Origin of the sequence: Paraburkholderia sediminicola (assembly GCF_046026895.1) — a bacterium.
Classification (GTDB): Bacteria; Pseudomonadota; Gammaproteobacteria; order Burkholderiales; family Burkholderiaceae; genus Paraburkholderia; species Paraburkholderia sediminicola_C.
This window is the reverse complement of the sequence record NZ_JAQQEU010000058.1, coordinates 1-15,155: the sequence shown is the minus strand read 5'-3', so window position 1 is coordinate 15,155 and position 15,155 is coordinate 1. Positions and strand designations below refer to the sequence as shown.

General features: G+C 65.8%; 14 protein-coding genes and 1 pseudogene. 6 read left to right on the top strand and 9 right to left on the bottom strand.

Going from position 1 to position 15,155, the window contains the following annotated elements; genetic code table 11:
- Positions 1 to 5: 5 nt before the first annotated feature.
- The gene (locus PQR02_RS29495) at positions 6 to 1,475 is read left to right on the top strand and encodes a glutamate synthase subunit beta (RefSeq protein ID WP_408239854.1); all 1,470 of its coding nucleotides are present in this window, start codon (positions 6 to 8) and stop codon (positions 1,473 to 1,475) included.
- Positions 1,476 to 1,703: 228 nt separating this feature from the next.
- Here the strand turns inward: PQR02_RS29495 and PQR02_RS29490 are convergent, their stop codons facing one another.
- Positions 1,704 to 2,969 carry a D-amino acid dehydrogenase gene (locus PQR02_RS29490; RefSeq protein WP_408239851.1) on the bottom strand — a complete coding sequence of 422 codons (1,266 nt, stop codon included), beginning with the start codon at positions 2,967 to 2,969 and terminating at the stop codon, positions 1,704 to 1,706.
- A gap of 17 nt (positions 2,970 to 2,986) precedes the next feature.
- Positions 2,987 to 4,245: pseudogene (locus tag PQR02_RS29485) on the bottom strand (MFS transporter).
- A 350-nt stretch (positions 4,246 to 4,595) separates the two neighbouring features.
- On the opposite strand from PQR02_RS29485, the gene PQR02_RS29480 reads away from it, so the two are divergent.
- The gene (locus tag PQR02_RS29480; RefSeq protein WP_408239848.1) at positions 4,596 to 5,543 is read left to right on the top strand and encodes a tyrosine-protein phosphatase; all 948 of its coding nucleotides are present in this window, start codon (positions 4,596 to 4,598) and stop codon (positions 5,541 to 5,543) included.
- Between the two features lie 168 nt (positions 5,544 to 5,711).
- On the opposite strand, the gene PQR02_RS29475 is transcribed toward PQR02_RS29480, so the two are convergent.
- Both PQR02_RS29475 and PQR02_RS29470 read right to left on the bottom strand, forming a co-directional pair.
- Positions 5,712 to 6,983, bottom strand: coding sequence for an ATP-binding protein (locus tag PQR02_RS29475; protein WP_408239845.1), 1,272 nt, complete (start codon positions 6,981 to 6,983; stop codon positions 5,712 to 5,714).
- Positions 6,980 to 7,720 carry a response regulator gene (locus PQR02_RS29470; RefSeq protein WP_408239842.1) on the bottom strand — a complete coding sequence of 247 codons (741 nt, stop codon included), beginning with the start codon at positions 7,718 to 7,720 and terminating at the stop codon, positions 6,980 to 6,982. The genes PQR02_RS29475 and PQR02_RS29470 overlap by 4 nt, the downstream gene beginning before the upstream one ends.
- 410 nt (positions 7,721 to 8,130) lie before the next feature.
- Here PQR02_RS29470 and PQR02_RS29465 point away from each other — a divergent pair, with 410 nt between their 5' ends.
- The 4 genes from PQR02_RS29465 (at position 8,131) to PQR02_RS29450 (ending at position 10,001) form a co-directional block, all read left to right on the top strand.
- Positions 8,131 to 8,313, top strand: coding sequence for a hypothetical protein (locus PQR02_RS29465; protein ID WP_408239840.1), 183 nt, complete (start codon positions 8,131 to 8,133; stop codon positions 8,311 to 8,313).
- Between the two features lie 45 nt (positions 8,314 to 8,358).
- Positions 8,359 to 8,526 (top strand): DUF6726 family protein, encoded by a 168-nt coding sequence (locus PQR02_RS29460; protein ID WP_342802415.1) that lies wholly within the window; start codon positions 8,359 to 8,361, stop codon positions 8,524 to 8,526.
- Positions 8,527 to 8,529: 3 nt separating this feature from the next.
- Positions 8,530 to 9,243, top strand: a complete 714-nt coding sequence (locus PQR02_RS29455) for a hypothetical protein (RefSeq protein WP_408239837.1) — start codon at positions 8,530 to 8,532, stop codon at positions 9,241 to 9,243.
- A gap of 86 nt (positions 9,244 to 9,329) precedes the next feature.
- The gene (locus tag PQR02_RS29450) at positions 9,330 to 10,001 is read left to right on the top strand and encodes a flagellar basal body L-ring protein FlgH (protein ID WP_408239834.1); all 672 of its coding nucleotides are present in this window, start codon (positions 9,330 to 9,332) and stop codon (positions 9,999 to 10,001) included.
- A 61-nt stretch (positions 10,002 to 10,062) separates the two neighbouring features.
- On the opposite strand, the gene PQR02_RS29445 is transcribed toward PQR02_RS29450, so the two are convergent.
- The 5 genes from PQR02_RS29445 to PQR02_RS29425 all read right to left on the bottom strand — a co-directional run bounded on the left by PQR02_RS29445 (position 10,063) and on the right by PQR02_RS29425 (position 14,945).
- On the bottom strand, positions 10,063 to 10,800 hold the full coding sequence (locus PQR02_RS29445; RefSeq protein WP_408239831.1) for a response regulator: 738 nt from the start codon (positions 10,798 to 10,800) through the stop codon (positions 10,063 to 10,065).
- A 102-nt stretch (positions 10,801 to 10,902) separates the two neighbouring features.
- Positions 10,903 to 11,544: a hypothetical protein gene (locus PQR02_RS29440; RefSeq protein ID WP_408239828.1), complete on the bottom strand. Its 642-nt coding sequence runs from the start codon at positions 11,542 to 11,544 to the stop codon at positions 10,903 to 10,905.
- Positions 11,545 to 11,612: 68 nt separating this feature from the next.
- Positions 11,613 to 12,074 carry a hypothetical protein gene (locus PQR02_RS29435; RefSeq protein WP_408239825.1) on the bottom strand — a complete coding sequence of 154 codons (462 nt, stop codon included), beginning with the start codon at positions 12,072 to 12,074 and terminating at the stop codon, positions 11,613 to 11,615.
- Between the two features lie 319 nt (positions 12,075 to 12,393).
- Positions 12,394 to 13,191 (bottom strand): SDR family NAD(P)-dependent oxidoreductase, encoded by a 798-nt coding sequence (locus PQR02_RS29430; RefSeq protein ID WP_408239823.1) that lies wholly within the window; start codon positions 13,189 to 13,191, stop codon positions 12,394 to 12,396.
- 2 nt (positions 13,192 to 13,193) lie between these two features.
- Entirely contained in the window at positions 13,194 to 14,945 is a 1,752-nt protein-coding gene (locus PQR02_RS29425; RefSeq protein WP_408239821.1) for an ABC transporter ATP-binding protein/permease, read from the bottom strand.
- Positions 14,946 to 15,155: the final 210 nt, after the last annotated feature.

The following is a 15,155-nucleotide window of genomic DNA, read 5'->3' as shown; positions in this document are numbered from 1 at the left end:
ACCACATGGGCAAGGCAACCGGTTTTCTCGAGTTCGAACGCCGCCACGAGGCGTACGAAGCTCCGCTCACGCGTGTGAAGCACTACAAGGAATTCGTCGCGGCCCTGACCGACGACGAAGCGAAGATTCAAGGCGCGCGTTGCATGGACTGCGGCATTCCGTTCTGCAACAACGGCTGCCCGGTGAACAACATCATCCCGGACTTCAACGACCTGGTGTTTCATCAGGACTGGAAGAACGCGATCGAAGTGCTGCACTCCACGAACAACTTTCCGGAATTCACGGGCCGCATCTGCCCGGCGCCGTGCGAAGCAGCATGCACGCTCGGCATCAACGACGACCCGGTCGGCATCAAGTCGATCGAGCACGCGATCATCGATAAAGCCTGGGCCGAAGGCTGGGTGGCACCGCAACCGCCGAAGCACAAGACCGGCAAGAAGGTCGCCGTGGTCGGTTCCGGCCCCGCCGGTCTGGCCGCCGCGCAGCAACTCGCGCGCACGGGGCACGATGTCACGGTGTTCGAGAAGAACGACCGCATCGGCGGCCTGCTGCGTTACGGCATTCCTGACTTCAAGCTGGAAAAGTGGCTGATCGACCGCCGCATGCGCCAGATGGAAGCCGAAGGTGTGACGTTCCGCGCCAACGTGTTCATCGGCAAGGAAGGTTCGCTGCCGGCGTACATCGGCAACACAGCGAAGGAAACCATCACGCCGGCCGAACTGAAGGAACAGTTCGACGCGGTGGTGATCGCCGGCGGTTCGGAAACGCCGCGCGATCTGCCGGTGCCGGGCCGCGAACTGGAAGGCGTCCACTACGCGATGGACTTCCTGCCGCAGCAGAACAAGGTCAACGCAGGCGACAAGGTGCAGAACCAGTTGCTCGCGAAGGGCAAGCATGTGGTCGTGATCGGCGGCGGCGATACGGGTTCGGACTGCGTGGGCACGTCGAACCGTCACGGCGCGAAGAGCGTCACGCAATTCGAACTGCTGCCGCAACCGCCGGAAGAAGAGAACAAGCCGCTCGTATGGCCGTACTGGCCGATCAAATTGCGCACGTCGTCGTCGCATGACGAAGGCTGCGAGCGCGACTGGTCAGTTGCGACCAAGCGCCTCGAAGGCAAGAACGGCAAGGTCGAGAAGCTGATCGCGGCGCGTGTCGAATGGAAGGACGGCAAGATGCAGGAAGTGCCGAACTCGGAATTCGAAATGAAGGCCGATCTGGTGCTGCTCGCAATGGGCTTCACGCAGCCGGCGTCGCCGGTGCTCGAAGCGTTCGGCGTCGACAAGGATGCGCGCGGCAACGTGCGCGCGTCGACCGAAGGCGACAAGGCGTATTACACCTCGGTGGACAAGGTGTTCACCGCGGGCGATATGCGTCGCGGCCAGTCGCTGGTGGTGTGGGCGATCCGTGAAGGCCGTCAGTGCGCACGTTCGGTCGATGCGTTCCTGACGGGTCATTCGGAACTGCCGCGCTAAAACGTCTCCGGCCGGTTGCGCCCGTTGATTGCGCCGTGGTGCGGCGTGACGCGCGGAAGCCGGTCACTGCTTGCAGGAAGAGGTGGAGACGACAATGTGCCGCAGATCGGCACATAAGCGGCACATAAGCAGTACATCGAAGCGGTGAAAAACAAAGCCGGGCCACCCGAGAGGGTGGACCCGGCTTTTTACCGTCCGGCGGATCGCGTGCGTGGCGCAAGCACGCCGTTACTTCCGATACCGCGCCAACGTCAGCCCTTCGAGATCGATCTCCGGCTTGCGCTGCACGATCAGATCCGCGACCACGCGCCCCGAGCCCATCGACATCGTCCAGCCCGTCGAGCCGTGCCCGAGGTTCAGCCACAGATTGTCCACGCCCGATGGGCCGAGCAGCGGTGCACCATCGGGTGTCATCGGACGGCGGCCGACCCAGAACTGCGCGGACGTGGGATTGGCCGCGTACGGGAACCAGTCGGCAAGTACTTTCATCAACGTTTGCAGCGCCTGCTCGCGCAAGGTGGTTTGGCGATTGCCCAGTTCCGCCGTGCCCGCCACCCGCAAGTTGTTGCCGAAGCGGGTGATCGCTGTTTTCAGCGACTCGTCCATCAGCGCGGCGCGTGGCGCTTTCTCTTCGTCGGTGATGGGCAGCGTCGCCGAATAGCCCTTTACCGGATAGAGCGGCACTTTTACGCCGAGCGCTGCCAGCAGCGGCGCGCTATCCACGCCGAGCGCCACCACCACCGCATCGGCTGGCAATGTCTCGTGACCGCGCTCGCTTTCGATACGCACACCGCGCGCCGCACCCCCTTGCACATCCAGCGACGCGACGCGGGTGTCGAAGCGAAAGCACACGCCATTGCGCTCGCAGATTGCGCGCAGTTCGCGAGTGAAGCGGGCGCAATCGCCGGCTTCGTCGTTGGGCAGATAGAGGCCGGAGAGCGGCGCCTGACGCGCCCAACGCAAGCCCGGTTCGATCTCGACGCACTGCGCGGCGCTGACTTCCCGATGCACGATGCCCGCATCGCGCAACACCGCGAGCGCCGGTTGCGCGAGCTCGACATCATACTCGCTGCGGAACAGTTGCAGATAACCCTGGCTGCGACCGTAATCGAACGGATGGCGGCCGCGAAACTCGTGCAGGCATTCGCGGCTGTAGTAAGCGATGCGCTGCATCCGCTGCTTGTTGACGCGAAAACGCTCGAGCTCGCATTCGCGCAGCCAGCGCGCGATCCAGCGCCATTGAGCGGGATCGAACGTGGGGCGGAAGATCAGCGGCGAGGCCGGCTTGAACAGGTATTTGAGAATCTTCGCGGGCATGCCCGGCGCCGCCCACGGCGTCACGTAGCCCGGTGCGATCACACCGGCGTTGCCGAAACTCGTGGAGAGCGCGACGTCGGGTTCGCGCTCGATCACCGTGACATCGCAGCCGTGCTGGCACAGGTAATAGGCGCTGGCGACGCCGATCACGCCGCCGCCGAGTACGATTGTTTTCATGGGTATGTGCTGCGAACTCAGGCTGCGGAGCGGGCCGTGCCGAGCACTTTGCCCTTGGTCTCCGGCAGACACAGCGCGGCGACGATCACGAGCAGATAGCCCGAGCCGGCCACGATGCCCATCGCCTTCACGAGCGCCATGGACTGCGACAGTGTGCCGACCAGAATCGGAAAGAACGAGCCGAGCCCGCGCCCCAGGTTGTAGCAGAAGCCCTGGCCCGATCCGCGTATCTCGTTTGGATAGAGCTCCGACAGATAAGCGCCCACGCCCGCGAAGATCCCTTGCACGACGATCCCGAGCGGAAAGCCGAGCGCGAGCATCATCATGTCGGTGATCGGCAGCATCGTGTAGACCATGCCCAGCACGAACGAGCCAATCGCGAACAGCACGAACGACGCGCGCCGGCCGATCCTGTCGCACAGAATCGCGCCGACGATATAGCCGGTGAACGACCCCACGATCAGCACGATCAGATAACCACTGGTGTTGAACACCGACAGATGGCGCACGGTCTTCAGATAGGCGGCAGCCACGTGGTGATCGCGTAATAGCCGCCGAGCATGCCGGTGCACAGTGCGCTGCCGAGCAGCGTGGTCCTCACATGCGCGGCTGAGAAGATCTGCATGAAGTGCGAGGTGTCGAAGCCGCGTTCGCGCGCGCGGCGCGTTTCGAGGTAGATCTCCGGATCGCTCACGTTGCGGCGGATATAGATGATCCACGCCGCGGGTAACAGGCCGACCCAGAAGCACGCGCGCCATGCGTACTGTTCCGGCAGCAGCGCGAAGGCCGCCCAATAGACGATGGCCGCCGCCGCCCAGCCGAACGACCAGCTGCTCTGCACGGTGCCGACGGCTTTCGCGCGATGCTGCGGCGAGCGGATGGTTTCGGCCATCATGATCGTCACGACCGACCATTCACCGCCGAAGCCGATACCTTGCAGCGTGCGCGTGGCGAGCAGTTGCCAGAACGACTGCGTGAAGCCCGACAGAAAGGTGAAGATCGCGAAAGTGGCGATGGTCCATTGCAGCACGCGGATGCGGCCATGGCGGTCGGCGAGAATGCCGGCAAGCCAGCCACCTAGCGCCGACGAGATCAGCGAACTGGTAGCGATCAGGCCCGCTTCGCTTTTGCTCATCCCCCAAGTCGCGATCAGCGTCGGAATGAGGAACGAGTAGATCATGAAGTCGAAGGCATCGACTGCGTAGCCGCCGAAACCGGCGTAAAGCGTGCGGCGCTCGCGCGTGGACAGCTCGGCGAACCATTGGACAGAAGCCATGTTGTGTTGTGGTCTCCAGGTCTTTCTGCCTGCGGGGCTTTTTGGAAAGGTGTCCGTATTCTACGGGGATGCGGCGTCGTGCGGCCAGGTGTGGTCAAAATTGGCGAACGGCGGTAAGCGCCGGGAAGAGGCGATAAGCGCCGCCAAGAGGCGAAAACGGGTGGAAACCGGGCTGAAAGATGCCTGCACGACCGGTTGGCCGCTCGACCCGTCGCTCGCTGGCCAGCGCGGCGCGGGCGTTCCCTTACCAACTACTACCATGTAACGCAAAACATATTGGCCGCCGTTAAACTGCGGCCGCAGCGTCGATGCTGCTAACAACCTTCCCACGTCCGCGCCAGCCACGCCTCATGCATGCAACCGCGAAAACCCGCTCGCCAATCCGCCGCTTTGCGAGCCCGATCGCGAGGGCAAGCCACCCCACGCTCGACACCATTTCCGCGTCGCGCCGGGGCTTCCTCAAGGGCTCCGCCAGCGTGGTGCTGGCGTCCGGTCTGGGCAGCGCGCTCCTTTCCGCATGCGGCGGCGACCTCGACGCCGATCTGCCGGAAACGCCGCATCTCGCGTCGGTCAGCAACTTCCGCGACCTGGCGGGGGTCGGCGCGGGCTACCTGACCGTCGACGGCAAGCGGGTGCGCCGTGGCGCTTTCTATCGCGCGAATGTGCTGACACTGAGCAGCGCCGACCAGGCGTCGATCGACAAACTCGGCATCGCATCGGTCTACGATCTGCGCACGCCGGGCGAAATCGCGCGAACGGCCGACGTGCTGCCGGGCGGGGCGACCGCGCAGACGCTCAACGTGCTCGGCATCAACGACTTCGTCACGCCCGTGCTGGACACGGCCGACGCCGCCGTCGCGTTCATGGAATCACAGGCGCGCGCGTATGTGACCGGCGCCGCGCAGCGCGCCGCATACGGCACGCTGCTCACGGATCTGGCCGAGGGCGCCGGCGCACCGCTGTTTCATTCAAACGCGGGTAAGGATCGCGCGGGCTGGGTCGCGGCGCTGCTGCTCAGCATCGCCAACGTGCCGCTCGACGTGATCACCCAGGACTATCTGCTCAGCAACACTTATCTGGTGGCGTCGATCAACGCGCAAACCGAGACACTGCGCACGCAGGACGGCGAGGCCGCCGTGACGACCCAGATGCCCTTGCTGGAAGTTCAGGAGACTTATCTGCAAGCCGGCTTCGACCAGGTGCAGTCGAGCTACGGCACGATGGCGAACTATCTGACGCGCGGCCTCGGCATGGCGCAAACGACGATCGACATGTTGCGCAGCCGGCTCGTGATCTGAAGCGCGCCGCAGCGCAAGCCCAAGGTAACAAAAGTCCGCCCCAAAGTAACCGGGCGGACGGAGAAGGGCGGCATCGAGATTGCCGGGCGTGACTATAAGTCCGCGGCCGTCCCGATATTCCATCCCGTGAGGGCGCGTAAGCGCCCCCGTTGGCCGATCCGCCTTCCATTACGCCGGTGTTGCGTCGACCGGCAATTCGATCCGCACTTCCAGTCCGCCTTGCGCGTGATTGCCCACCTGACAACGTCCGCCGCGATCGTGCGCGAGCCGCGCGACGATCGCGAGGCCGAGGCCGCAATGGCCTTCGCCGCCGCGCGCGGCGTCGAGCCGCACGAACGGCTTCATCGCGGCCGCGATGCGGTCATCGGGAATGCCGGGGCCGTGGTCGCGCACGCTGATGATCCAATGCCGGTCGGTGCGCGCGGTGCCGATCTCCACCGGCGGCGTGCCGTGCTCGAGCGCGTTGTCGACTAGATTCGTCACCAGCCGGTCGAGCAGCGTGCGCGGCAGCGCGAAGGTGGGCCCAGCGCGCAGATCGAGCGTGAACAGCGGCGTTTCGGCGCTATCGCCGGAGGAAAACTGTTCCTGTAAAAACTCATCGACTTCGACCGGCGGCCCGGCGTCGGCGGACTGTCCGGCGAATTCGAGGAACTGCTGGACGATGTTGGTCAGCGAATCGACATCGCGGATCAGACCCGCGCGCTCGTTCTCCGCCACCAGCACGCTCGCGCGCAGCTTCAGGCGCGTGAGCGGCGCTTTCAGATCGTGCGCGACGCCGGCCAGCATCACCGCCTGATCGTCGCCGGCTTCGTTCAGGCGCCGCATCATGTCGTTGAACGAACCAATCAGATCGCGCAGTTCGCGCGGGCCTTGCACCGTCACCGGGTCCGGCCTGCCGCCCGAGCCGAACGCGCGCGCGGCGTCGGCGACGCGCGACAGCGGCCGCTGCATCTGCCACACCGCGAACAGCGACAGGATCAGCGCGGCGAGCAGCATCGACGCGCCTTCGACAACGAAACGCGGGCGCGGCGGCACGTCGACCGGCACGACCACCCAGTTCGACTTGCCGGGGAACAGCACCCAAAGCTGCGGCGGGCGCAGGTCGTCGACGGCGATCTGCGTGCCGGGCGGCAGGTTCTCGCGCAATTGCCGGCTCAGTTGGACGAGCGGACGCATCGTAGGCGTGTGCAGATGCACGCTCGCCGGCATGTTCCAGGTGGGGACGAGATGCACGCGCATCGCGGGCGCGAGCGCGGCGCCCTTCATCGGCTCGCCGTTGACGGCTTGCAGCACCAGCAGAAGCCCGCGTGCGAAACCGTCGACCTCATGACGCGGCGGCTGCATCACCACCAGCACGAACCAGCCGGCCTGAATCGCGAACAACACCACTGCGGACAGCAACGCCATTCTGCCGAACAGCGTGTTGAGCGGATTTTTCATGCGCCTGGCGTGGCGTCGCCGGAGAAGGGTGTGCCGTCGGCGTCGGGCACGAACACGTAGCCTTTGCCGCGCACTGTCTGCACGTAGCAGGGATTGGACGGATCGTCTTCGATCACGCGGCGCAGGCGCCAGATCGGCACGTCGAGACTGCGGTCGCGGAAGGCGAGGTTGTCGCGATGCACGAGATCGTGAATCAGCACGCGCGACAACACCTTGTACGGGTTGTTCACGAAGATCTTCAGGAGCGCGAATTCACTGTCGCGCAACGGCAGCTTCGTATCGTCACGCGACAGCGAACGGGTCGCGAAGTCGAGTTCGAACGGGCCGAACCGATAGCGCTTGCGGGCTTCCGGCGCACTGGTGGTGCTCGGTCCGCGCCGGCGCAACACGGTGTGGATGCGCGCGAGCAGTTCGCGCGGGTCGAACGGCTTGGTCAGATAGTCGTCCGCGCCGAGCGACAGGCCGACGATGCGGTCGGCCACCGTGCCGCGCGCGGTCACGAAAATCACCGGGATGTCGTCGCCGGCGGCCCGCAGCGCGGTGAGCGCGCGCAGGCCGTCGGTGTTCGGCATCATGATGTCGAGCACGACGACCGATGGCCGTTCACGCTCTAGCCGGCGCTGGAGATGGGTGCCGTCGTGCAGCACGGACGCGTCGAAACCGTTCGATTGCAGAAACTTGCATAGCAAATCGCGTACGACCGGATCGTCGTCGACGATAAGGACCTGTGGATTCATGGCGAAATTCTAGACTGGCGCGCACGGCGCGCGGCTGACTCTTTTCTTACCGATGCTTACGATGCGCCGCGCCGCTTCGGCCGACTCCCGGCTCAGGGCCGCCATTGAAGGCTCACAGGAAATTTCAGCGCGGCTGCATTGGGCCTCGCGCGCCATCGCGCGGAAATCGTGCCGGATGGTCGGCCGCTCGGCGGAAAAATATCTGGCGCGCAATGGGAAGCGGTGGCAAGCGCTCGGAATGGCTCGTAAGAACCGCCGGAAAGCGCGCTTTGCTTCGTGCATCGCGAGTGCGGGTGCGGCGGGATGATTCGCCGTGCAGTACGTTGCGCCGCCTGCCGGAGACCGCCTCGATGCGTCGAGCCACGGGCCGGCGGCGTGAAACCGAAACCCACCGCCACACGAGGCTCATCATGACCATTTCAGGCAACCTCAGTTCCACTCCATTCTCTTCGCACGCGTCCACACCGGCGGCGGAAAAAACCGCGACCACCAGCAAGCCGGGCGGCATCGTTCAGCCGCAGGAGGGCGCCACCGCGGAGCGGCCGTCGCTGCCGACCGGGCTCGTCGGCCATCACGTCAATACGACCGCCTGATCCGGCGAGGCTCGTGTGTCGACCTCGAGAAATTCCGACCGCTTCATCCGTGTCGCTGCGTGGTTGACGCTCGGCGCGGCGCTGCTGCCGCTGGGCGGCTGCGCCGTCGCCGCGCTGCCGTGCCGGTTGACTTCGGCCACGCTGAAAATCATCCCGGTCGTCGGCCATGCCGCGTCCACGCCATTCGATATGTGTGCCTCCGCCATCGACTGAATCATGACTCTCATACGGATTGCCTGCGTGCTGGCGCTCTTGGGCGGCGTCGTTGCGGTGGCCGCTCATGCGCAGCCCGTCGCGCGCGAGGCAAAGGCGGCCAGCGCCGCATCGATCAACGCATCCGGCGACGCGCACCGGCGCTCGCCGGACGCGCCGTTCGCTTTCCGCGGCGTCGCGCTCGGCATCACGCTCGACGAATTCCGCGCCGGCTCGACCGTGCGCGCGACGCCGCTCGGCAGCGTGCCGGTTTGCGAGACCGACGTGCAGGCGGGCGCGCTCGGCATGCGGCTGAAATCGCGCGACAGCCTGACGGTCGCGTGCCGCTGGGCGCATCGCGAGAACGACCGCTGGGCGCTGTCGCAAGCGGTGGTGGACGGCGCGCCTGCGCTGGAGCACGTGCTGCGCTTCGCGCGCATCGACGCGCAGAGCGCGCTGCATCTGTACGAGATTTCGTTCGTGATCGACGAGATCACTGCCGAGGATTTGCGCGACGCGCTCGCGGACCGCTACGGGCCGCCGCGCCTCGCGACGCGGAACGTGTCGTCGCCGGGCGCGCTGCCGATGTATGTGTGGGAAAACGCGGTCAGCTCGATCACGTTGTGTTTTCTGCCAGGCAGCCGCAACGGCACGCTCACGTATCTGCTGAAGGGCTCGGACGCGTGGGTGAAGTCGGTCGTGCGGCAATGGCAGGCGAGCGGCGCCGAGGCGGGGTGATGAGCAAACCTGATGAGTGGCGCGCCACGCCCCCCCAACCCATTTTGAACCCAGCCGATCCGGCCTGTCCCTGCCAAGGAGCACGCATGAGCGCGCTACGTCTGACTGTCGCGCTAGCCGCCACGGTTTGCCTCGCGGCTTGCGCGAGCCATCAGCAGAACTCGATCGTCGACACGCCGATGGCGCCGCCGCTCGCCTCGGCGCCGCTGAACGTCAACACGCAAGGCGCGATCTATCAGGCGGGCACGCCGCTGCTGCTTTACGAAACGCCGCGCGCCCAGCATATCGGCGATGTGCTGACGATCCGCCTCGCGGAATCGTATAGCGGCAACAACAGCTCGACCGCCGCGGCGAGCCGCGCGAGCAGCATCACCGCCGACGCCGCCGATCACTCCAGCAACGCCGCCGCGCGCCTCGCGAAGCTGTTCAACATCGGCTCGGCGAGCACGGAATACAAAGGGCAGGGCAGTCTCACCGACGTCAGCGGCATGAGCGGCACGCTGGCCGTCACCGTGATCGGCACGATGTCGACCGGCAACCTGGTGGTGTCGGGCGAGAAGGTGATCGCGATGAGCGGCAACCGCGACCGCTTGCGGCTCTCGGGCATCGTCAATCCTAAGGATATCGAAGCGGGTAACTTCGTGGCGTCGAGCAAGGTCGCGAACGCGCGCATCGAGCAGGCCGGCGTGGGCATGGTGTCCGACTCCACCACGATGGGCTGGCTGCAGAGAATGTTCCTCAGCGTGCTGACGTTCTGAGGCCGGGCGGCGCGATGCGACGTACCGCCTGCATCGCTCGTTGCCGGTCACACCCGCCGCGTTAGCTCAGCGACGCGCTGCGCTCGGCGGCGCCGATCTCGCCGTCCGGCACGAAGACGTAGCCGCGTCCCCACACCGTTTGCACATAGCGCGGCTCGGACGGGTCCACTTCGATCAGCCGGCGCAGACGCCAGATCGACACGTCCAGACTGCGATTGCGATGCGCCTCGCTATTGCCGTGCAATTTCTCCAGCAACTGCGCGCGTGTGAGCACGGTCATCGCGTGGGTGACGAACACCTTGAGCATCGCGAATTCGCTCGAACGCAGCGAGATGCGCTCGCCCTCGCGGCGCAATTCGCGCGCCGGGAAATTCACTTCGAAACGCCCGAAATGGTACGGCGCACGCTGCTCCGGCGCGCCCGGCGCAATCGCGCCGCGCCGGCGCAGCACCGTGCGAATCCGCGCGACCAGCTCGCTCGGTTCGAATGGCTTGCCGAGATAATCGTCGGCGCCGAGTTCGAGTCCGATCACGCGGTCGATCGGATCGGCGCGCGCGGTCAGCAGGATCACGGGAATATCGTCGCCGGCGACGCGCAATGCGCGCAGCGCGCTGATGCCGTCGAGCTCCGGCATCATGATGTCGAGCACGATCAGCGCGGGACGCTCGTCCTGCAGTTTGCGCTGCAGCGCCATGCCGTGCTCGAGCGTGGCGACTTTGAAGCCACGCCCCTGCAGATATTCGCTGACGAGCTCACGAACGACGGCGTCGTCGTCGACGACAAAAATGGTTTGGTTCATTCAGGTCATCTTAGTGATCCGCGCGGGCGCCGCAAAGCGCGCCAGGCTTTCGAATCCTTTCCCGTGTAAGACGGCGCAAGCCACGACGCAAGGAGCGCGCGCTCAATTCGCCTGCGACGTTTGAATGGTCTGCATCGGTTGCCGCCCGAAGTCGGTCTGATCGACCACCATCCGGTCGATCAGGCCGCTGAGCTTGGTCGCCGCGGACGAGAAGCGGTCGGTGTTGAGGCCGCCGGTCTGATAGCGGGCCGTGACGAGAATGCGGCCGTCCTGGATCAGCGTCAGATCGATGATCGACAGGTACTGGACCGATTCGTCGCTGAACGAACGGCGCCCGTAGTCGATCGCGGCGTTGTACACGAGCCGCGCTTCGCAGCCGGCGGGCGAGGTGCCCGGATTGTAGACATCCGAACGAATGCCGCGCCGGTCGAGCGCGAGTTGCAGTGCGGGCACGAAATCGCCGACCGACACCATCGGGTTCACCTCGATGCAGACGTGGTGCAGGTCGGCCGGCCGGCCATTGACGAAGGTCGGTGACGAATAGTTCGCCGCGATCGCGTAGCCGGCCTGAATCACCGAACCGGTGGCGTCGGCCGCCTGAATCAGCGTCCACGCGCAGCCGTTCAGGCCGAACGCCAGCGACGCGGCGACGGCCAGCCACGCGCAGGGCCGGCGCAATCGGACCCACGCGCCAGGAGGGAGGCGCGTGAAAGCGTCAGCGTGCGAGCTCGGCGTGAAGGTCATGAGACGATGCCTGGTGGAGGTCAGGGGATGCGGCGGCTCGCAACGGACAGCGGCGATGAAGCCCACGCTCAGCGCGTGATGCGCAGGCGCAATTCGTTTTGCCCTTGCACGCTCGCCGTGACGCTGACGCGCCGGTCGGCGGTGGTCACGATGAAATGCTGACGCGTCGGCGTGTTGACGTCGTGCACGATGTTCGGGAAGCACGCCGCGATGTCGGCGCCGATTTCTTCGAGAGGATCGTTGACCACGCCGTCGGCTTGCCAGTGCGCGCGCCAGTGGCAATCGTAGGCGTGCGTGTTGGCGCGGCAGTCGTCGGCGTTCGAGAGGCCCGGCAATTGCGCGGCGGGTTGCGCGCGCAACTGCTTGAAATCGGCGGCGTCGACGATGTGCGTGAGCGCGGGGCAAACATCCGCAGGCTCGGCCGGCGAGGTGGCTTGCGCTGCGTGCGCGGCGCTCGCGAGCAGCAAGGCTGCGCCGAGAGCGAGCGCGGCGCGCTGGGTCAAAGGATAAGAGCGGCGATCGAATGACATGGGCGGAGAGTCCAGTAGCGGTGAATGACGGTGGGGCCGACACGTGGTGCGGCCCGCAGGGCTATCGTCGCTGCCGGCAGGCATTTTCAAAGGGCGGAACAGCTTGGCCGCTTCGCAAATGCTTGCGAATTCTTCTCGCGTGTTTCAGGGACTTGCGCTGTGTTGCCGTGTGGCGGGTGATGAGTGCGCGGCTGCGTCGCGCGTCGTTGCGTGTCTGTGCGCCTCTCGACGATGCGGGCGGCGTTTCGCGCATGGGATCGGCGCGCGTGAGGCTCGTCAGTTGTCGCGCCGGATGGCCCGCTGCGGGCCCGGGCCGCGCTCAGCCGAGCGTCAGCCCGCCGTCGACGTGAATCACCTGGCCGGTGATATGGCGGCCTTCGTCGGAGAGCAGGAACGCGATCAGCGCAGCGACATCCGCGGGCTCGGCGACGTGGCCGAGCGGCGTCGCTTCGGCGGCGCGGGTCCACACCGATGCGTTATCGGCACTCGGCCCGCGATCTTTGCGGGTGTACCCAGGCGCCACGCAATTGACCGTCACGCCATGCGGCGCGAGTTCGGCGGCGGCGGTTTTCGCCAGCGATTCGAGCGCCGCTTTCGCCGCCGCCGTTGCGGCAAACGGCGCATCCGCCCGATAGCGGTGCGCGACAAACGAACTCAGCGCAATCACGCGGCCGCGTTTCGACGTTTCCAATGCGGGTGTGGCACGTTTGACGAGCGCAGCGAACGCGGCCGGCATCGCGGCGAACGCTGCGCCAAACGTGTCGGCGTCTAGCGCGGCGAGCGTCTGACGCTGCGCATGCCCGGCGTTGGCGACCAGTTGGTCGAGGGCGCCGAAGCTCGCGAGAGTCTGGTGGACCAGGTATTCGGCGGCGCCGCGTTCGGCGAGATCGCCGAACACCGTCGCGCAGTTTGCGCCTTTCGCGTCACACTCGGCGGCGACTGCGGAGAGACGCTGACGGGCGTCGGCGTCGGCGCCACGTGCGTGCAGCATCAGTGCGGAGCCCGGCGCAGCGAGGCGCCGCGCGAGCGCCGCGCCGATGCCGGAACCCGCGCCGGTAATCAGCACGACGCGCTCGGGACCGGCGCCGCTTGCGTTGCGTTTATCGCCGGCGCTCATCCTCAGGCCGCGACGGCTTCGCCGGAGCGTTCGACGTCGAGCGTTTCGTCGTGGAACGCAGCCAGCGATTCGCGATGCGCGACGCTGACAATCGCCGCCTTCGGCAGTCGCTCCGTGAACAGCCGATAAAGACGCGCTTCGTTTTCTGCATCGAGTGCGCTGGTGGCTTCATCGAGGAACAGGTAGTCGGGCTTGTGCAGCAGCACGCGCGCAGCGGCGAGACGCTGCTGTTCGCCCGGGGACAGAATGCGCGTCCAGTGTCCCGATTCCTTCAGACGGTCGGCGTACTCCGACAGGTGGCAGGTGACGAGCGCATCGCGGCACTCGTCGTCGCTGTAGGCGTCGGCGGCGGACGGATAGGCGAGTGCCGCCTTGAGCGTGCCGATCGGCATGTAGCTGACCTGCGGGATGAACATCATGCGCGCGTTGACCGGCGCGTCGATCGAACCGTCACCGAACGGCCACAGGCCGGCGAGCGCGCGCATCAGCGTGCTCTTGCCCGAGCCGGACGGACCGCGCACCAGCCAGCGCGAGCCCGGCTGAATCGCGATATCGCGGATACGGGACAGCGGGTTGCCGTTCGGCAATGCGAGTTTGAGGCCGTCGGTGGAAAGCTGATCGGAGTCGACGAAATGCAGATTGATGCCGCCATGCTCGGTGGCCGGCGACACCGATTCCTTCAGGCGCGGCGCGTGCACGACGCGCTTGAATTCGCGCAGCCGGTTCACCGTGGCGCGCCATTCGACGAGGCTCGCGTAACTGTTGATGAACCACGAGAACGAATCGCTGACGGTGCCGAACGCGCTCGAAATCTGCATCAGCACGCCGAAGGTGAAAGCGCCGGCGAAATAGCGGGGCGCGGCGACCACCAGCGGAAAGATGATCGCGATCTGGCCATAGAAGCTCAGCACGAAGGTGAGCCGCTTGGTGTACTTCATCACCTGCCACCAGTTGTCGCGGATGCGGCCGAACAGCGAGTGGGCATTCGTCTTCTCGGTTTCCATGCCGTTGTAGAAGGCGATCTGCTCGGCGTTCTCGCGCAGACGGATCAGGCCGAAACGGAAATCGGCCTCGACCTTCTGCGCCTGGTAGTTGATCGGCACGAGCGGATGGCCGACCTTCTGGATGATCAGCGAACCGACCACCGCATACAGCGCCGCGGCCCACACCATGTAGCCGGGAATCTGCAGCGGCATGCCGCCGAGCGAGATGCTCAGCGCGCCGGCCAGCGACCACAGGATCGTGATGAACGACACCAGTGTGACGACCGTGGACAGCAGGTCCAGCGTCAGCGACAGGGTGGTGGTGGCGAACGATTGCAGGTCGTCGCTGATCCGCTGGTCGGGGTTGTCGGCGAGCCGGTCGCGTTCGATCCGGTAGAAGGCGCTGTCGTGCAGCCATTCATTCAGGTAGCGCGTGGTCAGCCACTGGCGCCAGCGGAAACCGAGCATCTGGCGCAGATAACGCCCGTACACCGCGAGGATGATGAAGCCGAACGCGAGTCCGGAGAACACCATCAGCAGGTGCGGGAAGTCGTGCACATTCTTGGTTTGCAGCGCGTTGTAGAAGTCGGCGCTCCAGCGGTTCAGGCGCACGTTGATCCACACGACGAGCAGGTTCATCACGATGATCGCGATGAGCAGACTCCACGCCGTCTTGCGTTCTTCGGAGACCCAGTAGGGTTTGATCAGGCTCCAGGCGGAGACTTTTTCGTCGGCCGGCAGCGCGGGGCTGGCAGAGGTGTTTGGTGTCATGAGCGTCCTGATGAAGTGCTGGCCCGAAGTGCTGATCCGAAGCGCCTGCCCATGCGGGCCGGCCCATGTCGGGCTGTCCCGCTGAGGACGGGCCCATCCTCGGGGCCGCTCTGCAACGGGGGTGCGGTACTTGCCGGACGTCGGGTTCGGCGAATGCGCGTCCGGGCGAGCGCCCGATTCTGGCGTGGGGGCCCTAAAAGGAAAATTAAT